Raw genomic sequence first — 17210 nt, 5'->3', positions numbered from 1 at the left:
TGTCAACAAGACGCGTGCTGGAGCCCGTCCTGGGACGGATATGGTTGCCGCATGTCCGAGGTCCGAACCGCACGCCAGCGCGCCACGATCCAGGACGTCGCCGACGAATCAGGACTCTCCCGGGGCACCGTCTCACGGGTCCTGAACGACGAACCGTACGTGTCGCCCGAAGCCCGCGAAGCCGTGCAGGCAGCCGTCCGGCGCGTCGGCTACGTGCGCAGCGCGGCGGCCCGGAGCCTGGTCACCCGGCGCTCCGGAGCGATCGCCCTGATCGTGCACGAGCCGTCGGTCCAGGTGCTCGACGACCCGAACATCGGCAACATCCTGATCGGCACCAACACGGTGTTGTCGCAGGCCGACCAGCAGCTCGTCACGATCATGGTCGATTCGGCCCGCGACAACGAGCGCGTCGTCGAGTACCTGCGCGGCGGGTTCGTCGACGGTGCCATCGTGCTGTCCGCCCGCGACGGCGACCCGATCACCCGGGCGATCGAGGAGATCGGCATGCCGGCGTGCTTCGTCGGCCACCCGTCCGACGCCGCGAACATCTCGTACATCGGCATCGACAACCGCGCGGCCGCCGAGCAGATCACCCGGCGCTTGGTCGCCACCGGCCGAAAGCGGATCGGCATGCTCGCGTCCGGGCTCGACCGCGACTCGGGGCAGGACCGACTGGCCGGCTTCACCGCGGCCCTCGGCGACTGCTTCGACCCCGAGCTGGTGGCCCGCAACCCGCTGTTCAGCTACACCGCCGGCGCCGACGGCATGCGTGAGCTCCTCGACCGGGCCCCCGACCTCGACGGGGTGTTCGCCGCCTCGGACGCCGTGGCTGCCGGCGCGATGGACGTCCTGCAGCGCAGCGGCCGGTCGGTCCCCGGTGACGTCGGCGTGGTCGGCTTCGACGACAGCGCCTGGGCACTGCGTTGCGACCCGCCGCTGTCGACGGTCCGGCAACCCGCGCACACCCTCGGCGAGAGCGCGGCGCAGCAGGTACTCGCGCAGATCGCCGGTGCCGACGAGGGCCCGCACGGACTCATCCTGCCGACGGAGGTGGTCTGGCGCGGCTCCGCCTGAGCACCACCCTCCGACCGCCGGCTCGGTAGCATGGCCCGGTCCCCGTCACCGTCGACCGGTCCACCCCGCGAAGGAGCCCCGATGCCCCCGACCCCTCCCCGGATCGGCCTCGTCGGCGCCGGCGGCATCGCCCACGCGCACATGCCCAGCCTGCTCCGCCTCGGCCCGGTCGTCGTGTACGCGCAGGACGGTGCACCGGAGCTCGCGGCGGCATTCGCCCCTGCTGCAGCCGCCGTGGGGTCGTCGATCACCGTCGTCGACTCGCTCGACGACCTGTTCGCCGCCGTCGACGTCGTGGACGTGGTGACGCCGACCTTCGCCCACGCCGAGGTGGTGCGCGCCGCACTCGCCGCCGGCAAGGACGTCGTGTCCGAGAAGCCGCTCGCCCGGACCGACGCCGACGCTGCCGACCTGGTGGCCCGTGCGCGGGACGCCGGCCGACAGCTCTTCCCGGCCCACGTGGTGCGCTTCTTCCCCGCGTACGTGCGCCTGCACGACGCCGTCACCACGGGCCTCCTGGGCGACCTGGCCGTCCTGCGGTTCGTGCGCTCCGGGGCGTTCCCGATCCGCACCGCGTGGTTCGCCGACCGGGCACTGTCCGGCGGCATCGTGATGGACCAGATGATCCACGACCTCGACATCGCGCGGTGGGTCGCCGGACCGGTCACCACGGTGTCGGCGGTCGGCGTCCGTGCCGGCACCGAGGCCGAGCCGGTGGAGGCCGCACACGTCCTGCTCACGCACGAGTCCGGGGCGATCAGCCACGTCGCCGGGATCTGGGGGCCGCAGCACCTCGCGTTCTCGACCGAGTACTCGGTGACGGGCACGCGGGGCAGCCTGGCGCACCGGTCGCTCGACGAACAGGACTACGTCGCCGACCTCGCGGTGCCCGACGCCGCGGACGGCTTCCTGCCCGAGGTCGACCCCGCCGACGACCCGTACGGGCTCGAGCTGGCCGAGTTCCTCGGGGCGTTCGCCGGCGGTGCCGCTCCGCGGGTGACGGCGGCGGACGGCGCCGAGGCGGTCCGGATCGCGAACGCGGCACTCGAGTCGATGGACACCGGGCAGCCGGTGTCCCTGACGACGGGAGCTCGCGCGTGACCGCTCTGAAGATCGCCGTGATGTCGTTCGCCCACACCCACGCGATCGGCTACCTCGCCGCCCTCGCCGCGATGCCCGGGGTCGAGGTCCGCGGTGCCGACCCGGACGGCGTCAGCACCGGCGAGACCGTCATCGAGCTCCGCGGCCGCGACCTGGCCGACGAGCTCGGGGTCGACTACGCGGACACGTACGACGAGCTGCTCGCCTGGGGCCCGGACGCCGTCGTCGTCACGAGCGAGAACGCCCGGCACCGCGAACTCGTCGAGGCCGCGGCCGCCGCCGGTGCGCACGTCCTGTGCGAGAAGCCGCTCGCGACCACGTGGGAGGACGGCCTCGCGATCCGCGACGCCGTCGAGGCCGCGGGCGTCATGCTCATGGTGGCGTTCCCGGTGCGGTTCACCTCGGCGTTCGACAAGCTCCGCGCGGCGCACGACTCCGGAGCACTCGGGCAGCTGTTCTCGGTCCGCGGCGCGAACAACGGCATGCTCCCCCTGACCCGGTCGTGGTTCACCGAGCCGGAACTGTCCGGCGGCGGCGCGATCGTCGACCACGTCGTGCACATCGCGGACCTGCTCGAGGGCCTGATGGGGTCGGCACCCGTCACCGTGACCGCGGTGGCGAACCGCACACTGCACGCGGCCCGGGCGCAGGCGGAGACCGCCGGACTCGTCACGATCACGTACGCGAACGGCGTCGTCGCCGCGATCGACTGCTCGTGGAGCAAGCCGGACACCTCGGCGGTGTGGGGTGGGCTGACGCTCGACGTCGCCGGGACGGGCGGCACGGTGTCGCTCGACTTCTTCGGGGCGGCTGCTCGCGGGATCATCGCGGAGACCGGGCTGCCGATCGAGTCCCGTTACGGCGCCGACCCCGACGCCGTGATGCTCCGGACGTTCGTCGACGCCGTCCGGTCGGGCGTGCAGCCGCAGCCGGACGTGCACGTCGGGCTGCGGACCCTGTCGATCGTGCTCGCCGCGCAGGAGTCGGTGGCGTCGGGCCGCACCGTGCCGGTACCCGCCGAGTAACGACACGACACGCGGGAATGGCCCGCGACCGGCACTGCTTGACGAACCCATGACCTCGTCAGCAGAGCGCCGCGGGTGGCTCGGTGTCACGTCCGTCGCACTCGGATCCTTCGTCCTCGTGCTCTCCGAGTTCCTGCCGATCGGACTCCTGCCTGCCATCGCCGCCGACCTCGACGTCGGGATCGGCACGGCCGGGCTCATGGTCGTCGCCACCGGGCTGGTCGGTGCCGTCGCGGCGCCGGTCGTCACGGTCCTGACCTCGCGCGTGGACCGCCGTGTCGTGCTCGTCTCGTTGACCGTGCTGCTCGTGGTGGCGGACGGGCTCGCGGCGATCGCGCCCTCGTTCGGTGTCCTGCTCGTGGCCCGGATGCTCCTGGGCGTCGGCATCGGCGGGTTCTGGGCGATCGGCGCCGGCATCGCCGGTCGACTGGTCCGGCCGGCCGCCACGATCCGGGCGACCTCGCTCATCACCGCCGGCGTCTCGGTCGCGACGGTCGTGAGCCTGCCGCTCGGCGCCCTCGTCTCGTCGCTCGCCACCTGGCGGCTCGCGTTCGTCATCGGCGGTGTGCTCGGCCTGGTCGCGCTCGTCCTGCAGCTCGCGATGCTGCCGCGCATCCCCGCGCAGCAGCAGGTCCGGTTCGCGACGCTCGGCTCGCTGCTCCGCGTCCCTCGTGCCCGTGTCGGTCTGATCGCCGCCGCGTTCCTGTTCGCCGCGCAGTTCGCGGCGTACACGTACATCGCGCCGTACCTGCAGGACCTGGTCGGGGTCGGCCCGGACACCGTCACGCTCGCGCTCCTGGTGTTCGGCGTCGCGGGGATCGTCGGGAACTTCGCCGCCGGCTTCACCCTGGGACGGAGCGTGCTCGGGACGATCAGCGTGTCGAAGGTCACCCTCGCGGTCGCCGTGGTCCTGCTCCCCCTGCTCGCGCACTCCGTCGTCGGGGTGTTCGTGCTGCTCGTGGTGTGGGGGCTGGTCTGGGGCGCGTTGCCGCTCGGCATGCAGACGTGGATGTCCACGGCCTCGCCCGCCGGGTCCGAGACCGGGCTCGCGCTGTTCGTCACGACCATCCAGCTCGCGATCGCCGCGGGGTCGGTGCTCGGCGGCGCAGCGGTGTCGTCGTTCGGACTCGCCGCGGACTTCTGGTTGTCCGGAGGGGTCGCCGTCGTGGGCGCGATCGTGCTCGTCTCCCTCGGGCTGCGCCGCTCGAGCGCAGCGCCGGTCGCCGACGAGGCTCCGGCACCCGTTCCGGTGACGACCTCGACGGGTTCCGTCGCCGTCGCCTGCCCCTGACCGCCGCCCGCGCCGTCAGAGCGCGGGGAGGGTGACCACGGCGTCGGCTGCGGCGATCGCCACCGGATCGTGCGCGGCGTGCACGACCACCACGCCGTCGGCAGCCTCGGCGGCGAGCGCCGCCACCACGAGCGCCGCGGACGCCGCGTCGACGCCGGCCGTCGGTTCGTCGACGAGCAGCACCCGCGCCCGCTGCGCCAGCCCGAGTGCCACGAGCGTGCGCTGCCGCTGGCCGCCGGACAACGCGTCGAGCGGGCGGTCGCCCAGGTCCGCGATCGCCATCCGCTCGAGCTGCGCGTCGACGACGACGCGGTCGTCGCGTCCGAGCGGACGCCACCAGGCCCGGTGACGCCATCGCCCCATCGCGACGGTCGCGCGGACCGTGAGCGGGAGCGTGGTCGGCGGGACGGACTGGCTCACGTGGGCGACGCCGTCGGACGGGAGGCCCGTGATGCGCCCGACCGTCGGCCGCAGCACGCCCGCCACCACGTCGAGCAGCGTCGACTTGCCGGATCCGTTGGGTCCGGTCAGCGCGGTGACCCGGCCGGCCGGGAAGGCCGCGTCGAGGCCGTCGAGGACGGTCCGCTCCCCGCGCAGGGCGGTCACCTGCTCGAGGCGGACGGCGGGCATCGGATCGGTCGCTGGCACCTGAACACGCTATCAGTATCGATAGTCGTTTTCATGTAGCGTCTCGGATCGTGACCTGGCTGACCGACCCCTTCACCGTCGACTTCATGGTGCGCGCCCTGATCGGCGGCGCCCTGGCCGCGGTGCTGTGCGCCGTCGTCGGGACGTGGGTGCTCGTCCGCGGGATGGCATTCCTGGGCGAGGCGCTGTCGCACGGCATGCTGCCCGGCGTCGCGATCGCAGCGCTCACCGGAGTCCCCGCAGTGCTCGGCGCCGCCGTGAGTGCCGGGGTGATGGTGTTCGGCGTCGGGGCGCTGCGACGGCGCGGTGGCCTGTCCTACGACACCTCGATCGGGCTGCTCTTCGTGGGCATGCTCGCGCTCGGGGTCATCATCGTGTCGGCATCGCGGTCCTTCGCCACCGACGTCACCGCGATCCTGTTCGGCGACGTGCTGGCCGTCACCCGCGCCGACCTCGGCGGCCTGGCGATCGCGGTCGCCGTCGCCCTGCTCGTCGCCGCTGTGTTCCACCGACCGTTCACGGCACTGGCCTTCGACGTCCGCAAGGCCGCGACGCTCGGCCTGCGCCCCCGCCTCGCCGAGGTGGTCCTCATCGGCCTGGTCACACTCGCCGTCGTCGCCTCGTACCGGGCCGTCGGCACCCTGCTGGTCGTCGGGCTCCTGCTCGCACCGGCCGCCGCGGCCCGCGCCTGGACGAAGCACGTCGCCTCGACGATGCTCCTCGGCGCGGTGCTCGGTGTCGTCGCCGTCCTGGTCGGCCTGCTCGTCTCGTGGCACGCCGGAACCGCCGCCGGCGCCAGCATCGCGGCCGTCGCCGTCGCCGGGGTCGCCCTGTCCCGAGGGCTGGCAGCCGTCGCACGCGGCACCGCGCGCGCGACCACCAGGCCCGTCGAACACCCCGTCCGAGCACCAGCACGAGAGGCACCATGAACCACGACCCGACCACCGACCGCCCACGCACACGACTCCCGCGACTCCTGGGCGCCCTGGGCCTGACGACCGGCATCGCGCTGACGGCCACTGCTTGCTCCACCGCGGCGACACCGCCGGCCGACGACGCCAGCGCAACCGCGGCCCCGCACGGCTGGGTGGCGGGCGCGACCGAGTCCCAGGAACCGCAGCTGGGCCTCCTGGCCGTCTCCGCGACCGGCGAGACGGCGCTGCACGACCTGCTCACCGGCGAGACGACCGACCTGGACCGCGTCGGCGCAGCCGAGCACTCCGCGACCGACGGTCGGTTCCTGGTGACGAGCGACGGCGACCGCACCACGGTCGTCGACGGGGGCTCCTGGACCGTCGACCACGGCGACCACACGCACTACTACGCCGCCGAGCCGCGCGTCGTCGGGACGCTCGAGGGCGGCGGTCCGGTCCAGGTGCACTCGTCGGAGACGATGACCACGATCGCCTGGCCGGAGCGCGGCGAGGCGGTGGTGCTCGACCGCGCAGCACTCGGGCAGGGCGAGCTCGACGAGACCGCACGGCTCGACGCAACCGTGCTGCTGCCGCTCGGCGAGCACCTGGTGGCCGCCGAGGGCGACACCGTGCGCGTCCTCGATGCCGACGGAGCGCAGACCGAGACGACCGGGTCGACCGGGTCGACCGGGTCGACCGGATCGACCAACGCCGGACAGGCCTGTACCGACCCCGCTGGTGGGATCGTCACCCGCGCCGGCGCCGTGGTGGGCTGCGCCGACGGGGCGGTCGTCGTCGACGATGCCGGCGCGACCTCGTTCGTCGCGCTGCCGGACGACGCCGAGCGTCCGACCGCCTTCGCCGCGCGGGCCGGCCGCCCCACGGTCGCCGGACTCGCGGGCGACACCGGCTTCTGGTTGCTCGACGTCCGACAGGGCTCCTGGCAGCACGTGCCGACCGAACGGCCGCTGCGTGCGGTGGTCGCCGTCGACGACCAGGACGAGCACGTGGTCGGGGTCGACGACGCCGGTCGGGTGGTCGTGGTGACCGCCTCGACCGGGAAGGTCGCGACGACTGATCCCCTGGTCGACGGCGACCGGGCACCGCTGCTGCAGCTCGACGCGCAGCGCGCCTACGTGGCCGACCCCACGGCCGCCGTCGTGCACGAGATCGACTTCGCGGACGGCGCCCGCGTGGCCCGGACCATCGAGCTCCCGTTCGCGCCCGTCGCGTTCGCCGAGGTGGGACGGTGAGCGGAACCACGCCGGTCGGGCGCACCGCGCGGGCGGTGGCAGTGGCCCTCGTCGTCACAGCCGTTGCCGTCACGACAGCCGGCTGCACCACGACCGCGTCGGACCGTCCACTCGTCGCCGTGACGACGAACATCCTGGGCGACGTCGTGACCGAGGTCGTCGGCGACGGCGTGGACGTCATGGTGCTCATGCCCCCTGGCGGCGACCCGCACTCGTTCGAGGTGTCCGCGCAGCAGGCGGCGCGACTCCGGAGCGCCGACCTGGTGGTCGAGAACGGCCTCGGGCTCGAGGAAGGGGTGGCCCACCACGTCCGCGCCGCGGCCGACGACGGCGTGGCCGTCTTCACCGCGGGTGACGCGATCGACGCCCTGGAGTGGACCACCGACGACGACAGCGGCCCGGACCCGCACTTCTGGACGGACCCCGCGCGCATGGTCGACGTGGTCGAGGCCCTCGACGACGAGCTGGACGCCGTCGGCATCGACGCTCCCGGCACCGAGGCCTACACCGACCGGCTCGATGCCCTCGACGACGACATGACCGCCGCGTTCGACACCATCCCCGCCGATCGCAGGGCCCTGGTGACGAACCACCACGTGTTCGGCTACCTCGCCGACCGCTACGGGTTCCGCGTGGTGGGTGCCGTGATCCCGAGCGGCACGACCCTGGCATCCCCGAGCGCCGCCGACCTGCGTGACCTGGCGGACGCGATCGAGCAGGCGGGCGTCCCGACGATCTTCGCCGACGCCTCGCAACCCGCTCGCCTTGCCGAGGTCCTGGCGGACGAGGTCGACGTGCAGGTGTCGATCCGCTCGCTGGCGACCGAGTCCCTGACCGAGGACGGCGCCGCGTCGACCTACCTCGGGATGATGCGCTCGAACACCGACTCGATCGTCGACGGCCTGACGGCTCCGATTTCTAGATGAGAATGAGAATCAGTACAGTGTTGTCCATGACCAGAACCAAGACCCTCCGCACCGCAGCACTGCCGGCCGCGCTGCTCGGCACCGTTGCCCTGGCCCTGACCGGGTGCGCCACGAACGCCGCCGACGCCGAGAGCACCTCGACCCCGAAGGTGGACAGCACCCGCATCACGTTGACCTACGACGGTGGCCTGCTCGTGCTCGACCAGGACCTGCAGGTCGTGGCCGACGACTCCGTCGATGGCTTCACCCGCGTGAACCCCGCCGGCGACGGCCGCCACGTGCTCGTCACGGTGCCCGAGGGCTTCCGGGTGCTCGACACCGCAGCGGACCCGGCCCTCACCGACGCGGTCTTCCCGGCCGACACCGGTGGGCACGCCGTCGTGCACGGCGACCGCACCGCCCTGTTCGCCGACGGCACCGGCGACGTGACGACCTTCGACAACACCGACCTCGACGGCGACGCCCTGCCCGACGCCCGGACCACCGAGTCCGAGGCGGCGCACCACGGCGTCGCGATCGAGCTCGAGGACGGCACGCTCCTGACCACCATCGGCACCGAGGAGAGCCGTACGGGCGTCCGAGCCCTGGACGCCGACGGCGAGGAACTCACCCGCTCCGAATCGTGCCCGGACGTGCACGGCGAAGGTGCGGTCCAGGACGAGGTCGCGGTCTTCGGCTGCACCGACGGCGCCCTCGTCTACGCCGACGGCGCGTTCGAGAAGCTCGACGCCCCGACCGAGTACGGCCGCACCGGCAACCTGTTCACCACGGACACGTCGTCGGTCGCGGTCGGTGACTACAACGACGACCCGGACAGCGAGGGCTACCTGCTCGACCAGATCGCCCTGATCGACGCGGCCTCGGGGAAGTACACCGTCGCGGACCTGCCCGACGGCGTCGGCTTCACGTTCCGCGACCTGGCGCGCGGCCCCGGCGACGAAGCGGTGGTCCTCGGTGACGACGGCGCCCTGCACACCTTCGACGAGACCACCGGCGACCAGCTCGACTCGTTCCCCGTGATCGACGCGTGGGAGGGCCCGGCCGAGTGGCAGGACGCCCACCCAGCCGTGAAGGTCGCGGGCGACATCGCCTACGTCACGGACCCCGCCGAGCAGAAGGTGCACGCGGTCGACCTGACCACCGGGAAGGTCGTCGCCTCCAGCGACGCGCTGCCGGGCGTGCCCAACGAGATCGCGGTCGCGTAAAGCTCTCGACGGGACCGTATGACGGACGGGAGGCCCGTGGCGACACCGCCACGGGCCTCCCGTCCGTCCTGGGGTCGCGTCAGCCCTGCGGCGGCGCGTAGAACTGCAGGTCGTTGCCCTCGCTGTCCTTGAACGGGACGATCTTGCCCCACGGGTGCTCACTGATCTCGCCCTGCACGTCCGCACCACGCTCGCGGATGCTGGCCAACTCGTCCTCGATCGACCCGTCCGGCTGGAACGTGATGACCGCTCCCCCGCCGCTCGACGGACTCGCCGACTCACGGCCGTTCAGCCCGATCATCAGACCGTTCGCGTCGATCTCGCTCCAGTCGTCGGACTCGTCCGTGACCGTCAGTCCGAGGGTGTCGCGGTAGAACGCGACCGCCCGCTGCATGTCGGTGACCGGGACCCATACCGCTGCGACTCCGCTTGCCATGGTGCTGCCTTCCGTCGGTGTTGCCGTACGGCGGAGCGTAGGCAGCACGCGATGCGCACCGACTCAGCGGTCCCTCGTGCGTTCGGAAATCGGATGGCACCTGCAATCCGACTGCGCATCGGCCTCGAATGCCCTGTGCGCGACATCCGTGGCGCGCTCGACAAGAGAGGTCTCACCATGACCAGCAACGCAGCAACCGCTCGCAACCGCACCGGCTCGACGTGGACCCAGAAGGGTGCGCTCCTCTTCGGGGTCGTCTTCCTGATCGTCGGCATCGCCGGCTTCATCCCCGGACTCACGATGGACATGGGCTCGATGTCGATGGCCGGTCACGGCTCCATGGCCCTGCTCCTGGGCCTGTTCCAGGTGTCGGTCCTGCACAACATCGTGCACCTGCTCTTCGGCATCGTCGGACTCATCGCAGCCCGTTCGGCGTCGGGCGCTCGCCTGTACCTGATCGTCGGCGGCATCGTCTACGCGGTCCTGTTCGTCTACGGTCTGTTCACGGCCGGCATGGCGGACCCCGCGAACTTCGTCCCCCTGAACAGCGCGGACAACGTCCTGCACGCGTTCCTGGCCGTCGCGATGATCGTCCTCGGCTTCGTGCTGCCGCGCATCGGCGCGCGCACGCGCTGACGGTCGTCCGTCGTCTGACGCGTTCGCGCCCCCTGGCGGGCATCGCGCCCATGTGAGTCGGGGCGCGATGCCCGTTCCGGGGCGCGTTGCGCGGCGGCCCAGCGTTGCGTCCCGACCGCCCCCGGAACCGAGCGGCGTACTGTCCGCAACATGCCTGCTCTCACCGACACGTTCACCCTGTCCAACGGCCTGCACATCCCGAAGATCGGCTTCGGCACCTGGCAGATCCCGTCCGGCGACGACGCCTACGACGCCACGAAGACCGCCCTGGACGCCGGCTACCGCCACATCGACACCGCCCTGGCCTACGGCAACGAGGCCAGTGTCGGCCAGGCCATCCGTGACAGCGCCGTCCCCCGCGACGAGGTCTTCGTCACGACGAAGCTGCCCGCCGAGATCAAGACCGCCGACGGCGCCCGCGAGGCCTTCGAGACCTCGAGCCGCAACCTCGACGTCGGCGTCATCGACCTGTACCTCGTGCACGCACCGTGGCCCTGGGACGCCATCGGCTCCGACCACCGCGACGGCAACGTCGAGGTGTGGAAGGTCCTGGAGGAGGTCTACGACGCCGGCCGGACCCGCTCGATCGGTGTCTCGAACTTCGCCGTCGCCGACCTCGAGGACCTGCTCGGCCGCACCGACGTCGTCCCGCACGCCAACCAGATCCGCTGGTTCATCGGCAACACCCAGGACGAGACCACCGCGTTCGACCGCGAGCACGACATCCTCACCGAGGGCTACTCGCCGCTCGCCACCGGTGGCCTGCTCGAGAACACGCAGATCGCCGAGATCGCGGCGAAGTACGACAAGTCCGTCGCCCAGGTCGCGATCCGCTACCTGCTCGAGAAGGACGTCCTGCCGCTGCCGAAGTCCACGACCCCGTCGCGCATCGCCGCGAACGCCGACGTCGACTTCGTGCTGTCGGCCGACGACGTGGCCGCGCTCGACGCGCTCGAGGACACCACGAACTGACGCGATCCGACATCCGGCGACACGGGAACACCGCAGCCCCGTTGCCGGTTGCACCACACGGTGCCGCAGCCAGCGGCACGACGACCTCAGGAGGCCACCATGACCACCACCGAAACCGCCATCCTCGCCGGCGGCTGCTTCTGGGGAGCGCAGCAGCTCCTCCGCCGCCGTCCCGGCATCATCAGCACCCGCGTCGGCTACTCGGGTGGCGACACACCGAACGCGACGTACCGCAACCACGGTGACCACGCCGAGGCGGTCGAGATCGTCTTCGACCCGTCGGTGATCTCGTACCGCGACCTGCTCGAGTTCTTCTTCCAGATCCACGACCCGTCGACGAAGGACCGCCAGGGCAACGACGTCGGCCGCGCCTACCGTTCGGCGATCTTCTTCGCCTCGCCGGAGCAGGAGCAGGTCGCGCGCGACACGATCGCCGACGTCGACGCCTCGGGCATCTGGCCCGGCAAGGTCGTCACCGAGGTCGAGCCCGCTGGTGACTTCTGGCAGGCCGAAGAGGAGCACCAGGACTACCTCGAGAAGTACCCCGCCGGGTACACGTGCCACTTCGTGCGCCCGGGTTGGAAGCTCCCGCACCGCGACGAGGCGACCGCCGCGGTCTAGAAGCGACAGATCACGCGACGGGAGGCACGGTGCCAGCTGGCACCGTGCCTCCCGTCTGCTCTTGGGTCACGCCCACTGCATCCGGCGTGCGTCAGCCGCGCGGTACCAGTGCGTCGATCGCCGCGAGCTCCTCGTCGGTGAGCGGGGCACCCGCGAGCGAGTCGAGCGTGCCGTCCAGCTGACGGACGCTCGATGCCCCGACCAACGCCGACGTGACGGCCGGCTGCCGGAGCACCCACGTGATCGCGAGCTGCGCGAGCGTCTGCCCGCGGGCCGCAGCGATGTCGTTGAGCGCCCGCGCCGTGGTCAGGTACTCGTCGTCGATGCGGTCCGCGCCGAACCAGCGGCCCTCGGCTGCACGTGACCCCACCGGAACCGATCCGTCCAGGTACCGGTCCGTCAGCAGCCCACCGGCCAGCGGCGAGAACACGATCGCACCGATGCCGAGTCGCGTGAGCTCGTCGAAGAGCCCGTCCTCGGGGACTCGGTCGAACATGTTGTAGCGCGGCTGGTGGATGAGCAGGTGCATGTTCTCGGCGGCGAGCGCCTCGGCTGCCGCGGCGGTCTGCTCCGGGTCGTAGTTCGAGATGCCCGCGTAGAGCGCCTTGCCCGAACGGACCGCGGTCACGAGCGCGCTGACCGTCTCCTCGATGGGGGTCTCGGGGTCGGGACGGTGCGAGTAGAAGACGTCGACGTAGTCCAGCCCGAGGCGCCCGAGCGACTGGTCGAGCGACGCGAGCATGTACTTGCGGGAGCCCCGGTCACCGTACGGGCCCGGCCACATGTCGTAGCCGGCCTTCGTCGACACCACGATCTCGTCACGGTACGGACGCAGGTCCGACTCGAGGATGCGGCCGAACTGCTCCTCGGCCGACCCGGGAGGCGGACCGTAGTTGTTCGCCAGGTCGAAGTGGGTGATCCCGCGGTCGAAGGCGTGCAGCACGATGTCGCGCTGCGTGGCGAGTGCACGGTCGGCGCCGAAGTTGTTCCACAGGCCGAGGGAGATGCGCGGCAGCATGAGGCCACTCCTCCCCACGCGCTGGTACGGGAGCTGCTCGTAGCGGTCGGCGGCAGGCAGGTGGACGTCAGGCATCGTTGCTCGATCCGGGGTCGGGGACAGGCCATCGAGAACGCTACCGCTTCGGGTCACGCAGCCGCTTGGTCACCTGAGGGACACGTCCGGTTGGGCAGTTGTCGGGTCACACAGGACAGGATGGGACCAGCCGACCGATCGGCGGGCAGAGGAGACACCGTGGACACAGCGCCGTACTCGCAACCACTCCGGGAGTACATCGAGCAGCTCCGGACCGAGGGCTACAGCGTCGCCGACGGGCACACCGCCGACCCGGACCTCATCGACCCGCACGGCAACCCCGTCCTGACGTGGCGCGACGACTACCCGTACGACGAGCGGCTGCCGCGCGAGGAGTACGAGTACGCGAAGTACCAGCTGCAGATCGAGCTCCTGAAGTGCCAGTACTGGCTCGAGGACACCGGCCAGAAGGTCGTCGTGCTGTTCGAAGGGCGCGACGCCGCGGGCAAGGGCGGCACCATCAAGCGGTTCACGGAACACCTCAACCCCCGCACCTCGCGCGTGGTGGCGCTCAGCAAGCCGAGCGAACGGGAACGCGGTGAGTGGTACTTCCAGCGCTACGTGCAGCACCTGCCGTCGGCCGGCGAGATGGTCCTGTTCGACCGTTCCTGGTACAACCGCGCCGGCGTCGAGCGGGTCATGGGGTTCTGCGACGACGACCAGTACGAGTCGTTCATGACCCAGGTGCCGCAGTTCGAGCGGATGCTCGTCGACTCCGGCATCCACCTGACGAAGTTCTGGTTCTCGGTCACCCGCCGCGAGCAGCGCACCCGCTTCGCGATGCGTCAGCTCGACCCGGTTCGCCGGTGGAAGCTGTCCGACATCGACCTGCTGTCCCTCGACCGCTGGGAGGACTACACCGAGGCGAAGATGGCGATGTTCACGCGCACCGACAAGCGGTACGCGCCGTGGACCATCGTGCGGTCGAACGACAAGAAGCGCGCCCGTCTCAACGCGATGCGGTACTTCCTGACGCAGTTCGACTACCCGGACAAGGCGGTCGACGTGATCGGCAAGCCGGACCCGCTCATCGTGCGGCGCGGCAAGCGGGACGTCGACATCGAGTGAGCGGACCGTCAGGAGTCGGCACTCGGGCGTAGGGGTTCCGTCAGGGCACCTTCCCCCTTGCCCGTCCGCGCGGGAACGTGTCCGGTGTGACACTGACAGCGATCATGCCGACGCTCCGTGCGTCCCTGCCGGATCCGATGGACCCGGTCCTGTGGCCGGCCCACACCGTGGCGACCACCGACGACCTGGTGGTCGCCGCGATCTCGATGGTCCGGCTCGCCGACCTGACCGGCACCCCGAGCGTGCACACCGCGGAGCAGTCGCCGCCGCGCTACCGCCCCCGCGGCTGGACCCCTCGTGACGTCAGCGTCGCGGTCGCGTCGGTCACCCGGGTCCGACGGCCGCGCACCGGGGTGGTGCTCCTGGAACTGGACGCGGTCCTGCCGACCTGCGCCGTGCTCGACCAGGTGCGCCTGATCGGACGCCGGAGCACCGCTCCCCTCGCCACGATGTACGTCGTGTCCCGATGTGACGGTCAGGCCGACGGTCCGTTCCACCGCCTCCCGGCTCCGCTGCCGGCCGACGTCCGCGATGGCGACCTGGTCTGCTTCCCCTGCCTGACGACCGTCCGGCACCGGGACGTCGTCCCCGTCCGCGCCGAGCTCCTGCCGGTGGAGCGGTGACCACGGCGACGGCCGTCCGCGACCGCCTGGTCGACGGGCCGCACCTGTGGGGCCGGTACACGATCCGGCCGGTGGGGCGCACGTTGTGGGCCTCGCGGACGCTCGTCGTGTTCCCGCCCGGGACCAGCAGGAGTGAACGCCTGCTGCTCCGAGCGTGGCACGTCTGGCCCGCCGTCGGGGCGTTCACCGCGCTCGTGGTCGTGGTCGTCGCCGTCTCGGTACCGGCGGCGGGCATGCCCGTCGGACTCGCCCTGTACGCCGCGGGGTTCGCGGTGCTCGCGCGGGCCACCAGACGACTGCGGCCACGGGTGCACTCGATCACCGTGACCACGTTCCTGGGCAACGGTCGGCCGGAGGTGCACGGCGACGAGCGGCTCCTCGCCGGCTCGCTCGACGCGCTCTCGATCCTGGAGCGGGCGGTGCGGGCGCACCGACTCGCGCCCGTCGAGTTCGAGCTCATCTGGGCGGATGTGTGGGCCGCACTGCCGGAGGAGCGTTCTCGTGCGCGGACGGTGTCGTGTTAGGTTGTGCGCAATTCAATTGCGCACAACCGGGCAGTGATGTGTCCGGGGACCCCTCGAAAGGCACCCACCCGATGACCTCCCGCCGCCGCACCCCTCGCTCGACCAAGCCCCGCACCGTCGTCCGCATCCTGCTGGGTGCCGCCATGACCTGGGCCGGCATCAGCCACCTCACCGTCGCACGTCAGGAGTTCCGGGCCCAGGTGCCGGAGTTCGTCCCCCTGGACCCGGACGTCACGGTCCTGGCCTCGGGCATCGCGGAGATCTCCCTCGGCGCCGCCCTCGTGCTGCTGGTCCGCCGGCAGGCCACCGTCGGGTGGGTCGCAGCGGTGTTCTTCACCGCGATCTTCCCGGGCAACATCGCCCAGTGGATGCACCACCGTGACGGCTTCGGCCTGGACACGGACACGAAGCGGTTCGTCCGGCTCCTGTTCCAGCCCGTGCTGATCGCCGTCGCGCTCTGGGCGACGAACGCACTCCGCAAGCGGCGCTGAACCCGGCTGCAGAGCGCCCCGGTCGCTCACGCCCTCGAGGGCGATCGGTGCTGCATCTGGAAATGCAGAAAACCCCCGCGTGAACGGGGGTTTTCTGAGAAGTGGCGGTACCGGTGGGATTTGAACCCACGGTGGAGTTGCCCCCACACATGTTTTCGAGACATGATCCTTCGGCCGCTCGGACACGGTACCGGGAAAGAGTTTACACGATCCGGGAGGCCCGTCACGCCACCCGACGTCGGCTCGCCCTCCACAGGCGGTCACCTCCACGGCTCTTCCCACACCCACAGGCCGCCCACGTCGTCGACTCGGCCTGCGGGCGTACCGTCCACGGCATGAAGACCCGCACGCTCATCGCACTCCTGACGTCCGTCCTCGGTGGGGCCGGTGTCCTCGGGGCAGCCGCCGTCGGGGCCCGGGCCGGCGTCAAGGGTCAACGGGCGGCTGCGCAACGAGTGGTCGACATGCTGCCGATCCACGCCGACTGGTGGCACGAGCGACAGCAGCACGAGGGGCAGCTCCTGTACGTGGCGATCGGCGACTCGGCGGCGCAGGGCGTCGGTGCGACGGTTCCGTCGCGCGGGTACGTGGGCCTGTTGACGCGACGCATCCGGCATCGTTCCCACGAGTCGGTGCGGGTCGTGAACCTGAGCGTCTCGGGCTCGACGACCTGGGGTGCCAAACGCGACCAGTTGCCGAAACTCCGGCAGTACACGCCCGACATCTGCACGGTGTCGATCGGGGCGAACGACATCGCGGACTTCGACCCGGACAAGTTCGAGCGGAACATCCGGGCTATCTACGGCGCGGTGCCGTCGCACGCCGTGGTGGCCGAGCTGCCGTGCATGTTCGTGCCGGACCGCGAGCGCAAGGTGGCGGTGGCGAACGAGATCGTGCACCGTGTGGCCGCCGAGTTCGGGCTGACCGTGGCGCCGCTGCACACCATCACGAAGCGGGTCGGGGTCCGCCGCACGTTCTTCAACAGCTACGGCGACCTGTTCCACCCGAACGACCGAGGGTACGAGGTCTGGGCGAGCGCGTTCGAGCCGGCGGTCGACGCCCGGGTCGACACGGTCGCGGCGATCCGGCACTACCTCTCGGCGCGTGAGGCCGAGAACCTCGGGCGTGAGGCCGGGGCGGTCGCGAACGCTCGTGCCGAGCAGGACACCGACGGTGCCGAGGCACTCGACCACGCCAACCGACCGAGTCCCGTCGAACGGATCCGCAACCGGATGACGGGGTCGATCGCCCTGCCCGACGAGCCGGTGCACCGCTCCGGCGATGTCGGCGGCACGGCCTAACCTCGACG

General features: G+C 71.5%; 19 protein-coding genes and 1 tRNA gene. 16 read left to right on the top strand and 4 right to left on the bottom strand.

Annotation, left to right across the window (positions count from 1 at the left end):
• Window positions 1-51 precede the first annotated feature (51 nt).
• The 4 genes from EDF53_RS16585 to EDF53_RS16570 all read left to right on the top strand — a co-directional run bounded on the left by EDF53_RS16585 (window position 52) and on the right by EDF53_RS16570 (window position 4491).
• On the top strand, window positions 52-1074 hold the full coding sequence (locus tag EDF53_RS16585; RefSeq protein WP_123294573.1) for a LacI family DNA-binding transcriptional regulator: 1023 nt from the start codon (window positions 52-54) through the stop codon (window positions 1072-1074).
• An 81-nt stretch (window positions 1075-1155) separates the two neighbouring features.
• The gene (locus EDF53_RS16580; protein WP_123294572.1) at window positions 1156-2175 is read left to right on the top strand and encodes a Gfo/Idh/MocA family protein; all 1020 of its coding nucleotides are present in this window, start codon (window positions 1156-1158) and stop codon (window positions 2173-2175) included.
• Entirely contained in the window at window positions 2172-3200 is a 1029-nt protein-coding gene (locus EDF53_RS16575) for a Gfo/Idh/MocA family protein (RefSeq protein ID WP_260215973.1), read from the top strand. Before EDF53_RS16580 ends, EDF53_RS16575 begins: the two co-directional genes overlap by 4 nt.
• Before the next feature lie 49 nt (window positions 3201-3249).
• Window positions 3250-4491, top strand: coding sequence for an MFS transporter (locus EDF53_RS16570; protein WP_123294571.1), 1242 nt, complete (start codon window positions 3250-3252; stop codon window positions 4489-4491).
• A 15-nt stretch (window positions 4492-4506) separates the two neighbouring features.
• Here EDF53_RS16570 and EDF53_RS16565 read toward each other — a convergent pair whose 3' ends face one another.
• Entirely contained in the window at window positions 4507-5139 is a 633-nt protein-coding gene (locus EDF53_RS16565) for an ATP-binding cassette domain-containing protein (protein ID WP_260215971.1), read from the bottom strand.
• Window positions 5140-5189: 50 nt separating this feature from the next.
• On the opposite strand from EDF53_RS16565, the gene aztB reads away from it, so the two are divergent.
• The 4 genes from aztB to EDF53_RS16545 are packed head-to-tail and all read left to right on the top strand — an operon-like array spanning window position 5190 to window position 9437.
• The gene (gene aztB / locus EDF53_RS16560; protein WP_123294569.1) at window positions 5190-6068 is read left to right on the top strand and encodes a zinc ABC transporter permease AztB; all 879 of its coding nucleotides are present in this window, start codon (window positions 5190-5192) and stop codon (window positions 6066-6068) included.
• Entirely contained in the window at window positions 6065-7306 is a 1242-nt protein-coding gene (locus tag EDF53_RS16555) for a YncE family protein (protein WP_123294568.1), read from the top strand. The genes aztB and EDF53_RS16555 overlap by 4 nt, the downstream gene beginning before the upstream one ends.
• Entirely contained in the window at window positions 7303-8232 is a 930-nt protein-coding gene (locus EDF53_RS16550) for a metal ABC transporter substrate-binding protein (RefSeq protein ID WP_260215968.1), read from the top strand. The genes EDF53_RS16555 and EDF53_RS16550 overlap by 4 nt, the downstream gene beginning before the upstream one ends.
• Before the next feature lie 26 nt (window positions 8233-8258).
• Entirely contained in the window at window positions 8259-9437 is a 1179-nt protein-coding gene (locus EDF53_RS16545) for a hypothetical protein (RefSeq protein WP_123294567.1), read from the top strand.
• Between the two features lie 79 nt (window positions 9438-9516).
• Here the strand turns inward: EDF53_RS16545 and EDF53_RS16540 are convergent, their stop codons facing one another.
• Complete coding sequence (locus EDF53_RS16540; protein WP_123294566.1) at window positions 9517-9873, bottom strand: VOC family protein; 357 nt, start codon at window positions 9871-9873, stop codon at window positions 9517-9519.
• 177 nt (window positions 9874-10050) lie between these two features.
• Between EDF53_RS16540 and EDF53_RS16535 the strand changes: the two genes are divergently transcribed.
• The 3 genes from EDF53_RS16535 (at window position 10051) to msrA (ending at window position 12102) form a co-directional block, all read left to right on the top strand.
• Window positions 10051-10509 (top strand): DUF4383 domain-containing protein, encoded by a 459-nt coding sequence (locus EDF53_RS16535; protein ID WP_111086495.1) that lies wholly within the window; start codon window positions 10051-10053, stop codon window positions 10507-10509.
• A 150-nt stretch (window positions 10510-10659) separates the two neighbouring features.
• Window positions 10660-11481 carry an aldo/keto reductase gene (locus tag EDF53_RS16530; RefSeq protein ID WP_123294565.1) on the top strand — a complete coding sequence of 274 codons (822 nt, stop codon included), beginning with the start codon at window positions 10660-10662 and terminating at the stop codon, window positions 11479-11481.
• Between the two features lie 99 nt (window positions 11482-11580).
• Window positions 11581-12102 carry a peptide-methionine (S)-S-oxide reductase MsrA gene (gene msrA / locus EDF53_RS16525; RefSeq protein ID WP_123294564.1) on the top strand — a complete coding sequence of 174 codons (522 nt, stop codon included), beginning with the start codon at window positions 11581-11583 and terminating at the stop codon, window positions 12100-12102.
• 91 nt (window positions 12103-12193) lie between these two features.
• Here msrA and EDF53_RS16520 read toward each other — a convergent pair whose 3' ends face one another.
• Window positions 12194-13195 carry an aldo/keto reductase gene (locus EDF53_RS16520; RefSeq protein ID WP_123294563.1) on the bottom strand — a complete coding sequence of 334 codons (1002 nt, stop codon included), beginning with the start codon at window positions 13193-13195 and terminating at the stop codon, window positions 12194-12196.
• Window positions 13196-13315: 120 nt separating this feature from the next.
• Here EDF53_RS16520 and ppk2 point away from each other — a divergent pair, with 120 nt between their 5' ends.
• The 4 genes from ppk2 to EDF53_RS16500 all read left to right on the top strand — a co-directional run bounded on the left by ppk2 (window position 13316) and on the right by EDF53_RS16500 (window position 15901).
• Window positions 13316-14263, top strand: coding sequence for a polyphosphate kinase 2 (ppk2, locus tag EDF53_RS16515; protein ID WP_111086461.1), 948 nt, complete (start codon window positions 13316-13318; stop codon window positions 14261-14263).
• A gap of 86 nt (window positions 14264-14349) precedes the next feature.
• Complete coding sequence (locus EDF53_RS16510) at window positions 14350-14886, top strand: hypothetical protein (protein WP_123294562.1); 537 nt, start codon at window positions 14350-14352, stop codon at window positions 14884-14886.
• On the top strand, window positions 14883-15410 hold the full coding sequence (locus EDF53_RS16505) for a DUF6611 family protein (RefSeq protein ID WP_123294561.1): 528 nt from the start codon (window positions 14883-14885) through the stop codon (window positions 15408-15410). The genes EDF53_RS16510 and EDF53_RS16505 overlap by 4 nt, the downstream gene beginning before the upstream one ends.
• A 71-nt stretch (window positions 15411-15481) precedes the next feature.
• Window positions 15482-15901, top strand: coding sequence for a hypothetical protein (locus tag EDF53_RS16500; protein ID WP_123294560.1), 420 nt, complete (start codon window positions 15482-15484; stop codon window positions 15899-15901).
• A gap of 102 nt (window positions 15902-16003) precedes the next feature.
• Here the strand turns inward: EDF53_RS16500 and EDF53_RS16495 are convergent.
• Window positions 16004-16093 (bottom strand) — tRNA-Ser (locus EDF53_RS16495).
• 143 nt (window positions 16094-16236) lie between these two features.
• Between EDF53_RS16495 and EDF53_RS16490 the strand changes: the two genes are divergently transcribed.
• Window positions 16237-17202, top strand: a complete 966-nt coding sequence (locus tag EDF53_RS16490; protein ID WP_123294559.1) for an SGNH/GDSL hydrolase family protein — start codon at window positions 16237-16239, stop codon at window positions 17200-17202.
• Window positions 17203-17210 lie beyond the last annotated feature (8 nt).

The organism is Curtobacterium sp. PhB78, from assembly GCF_003751685.1.
In the GTDB taxonomy this organism is placed as follows: Bacteria; Actinomycetota; Actinomycetes; order Actinomycetales; family Microbacteriaceae; genus Curtobacterium.
The sequence above is the reverse complement of the archived record's forward strand: the minus strand, read 5'-3'. Positions and strand labels throughout refer to the sequence as shown.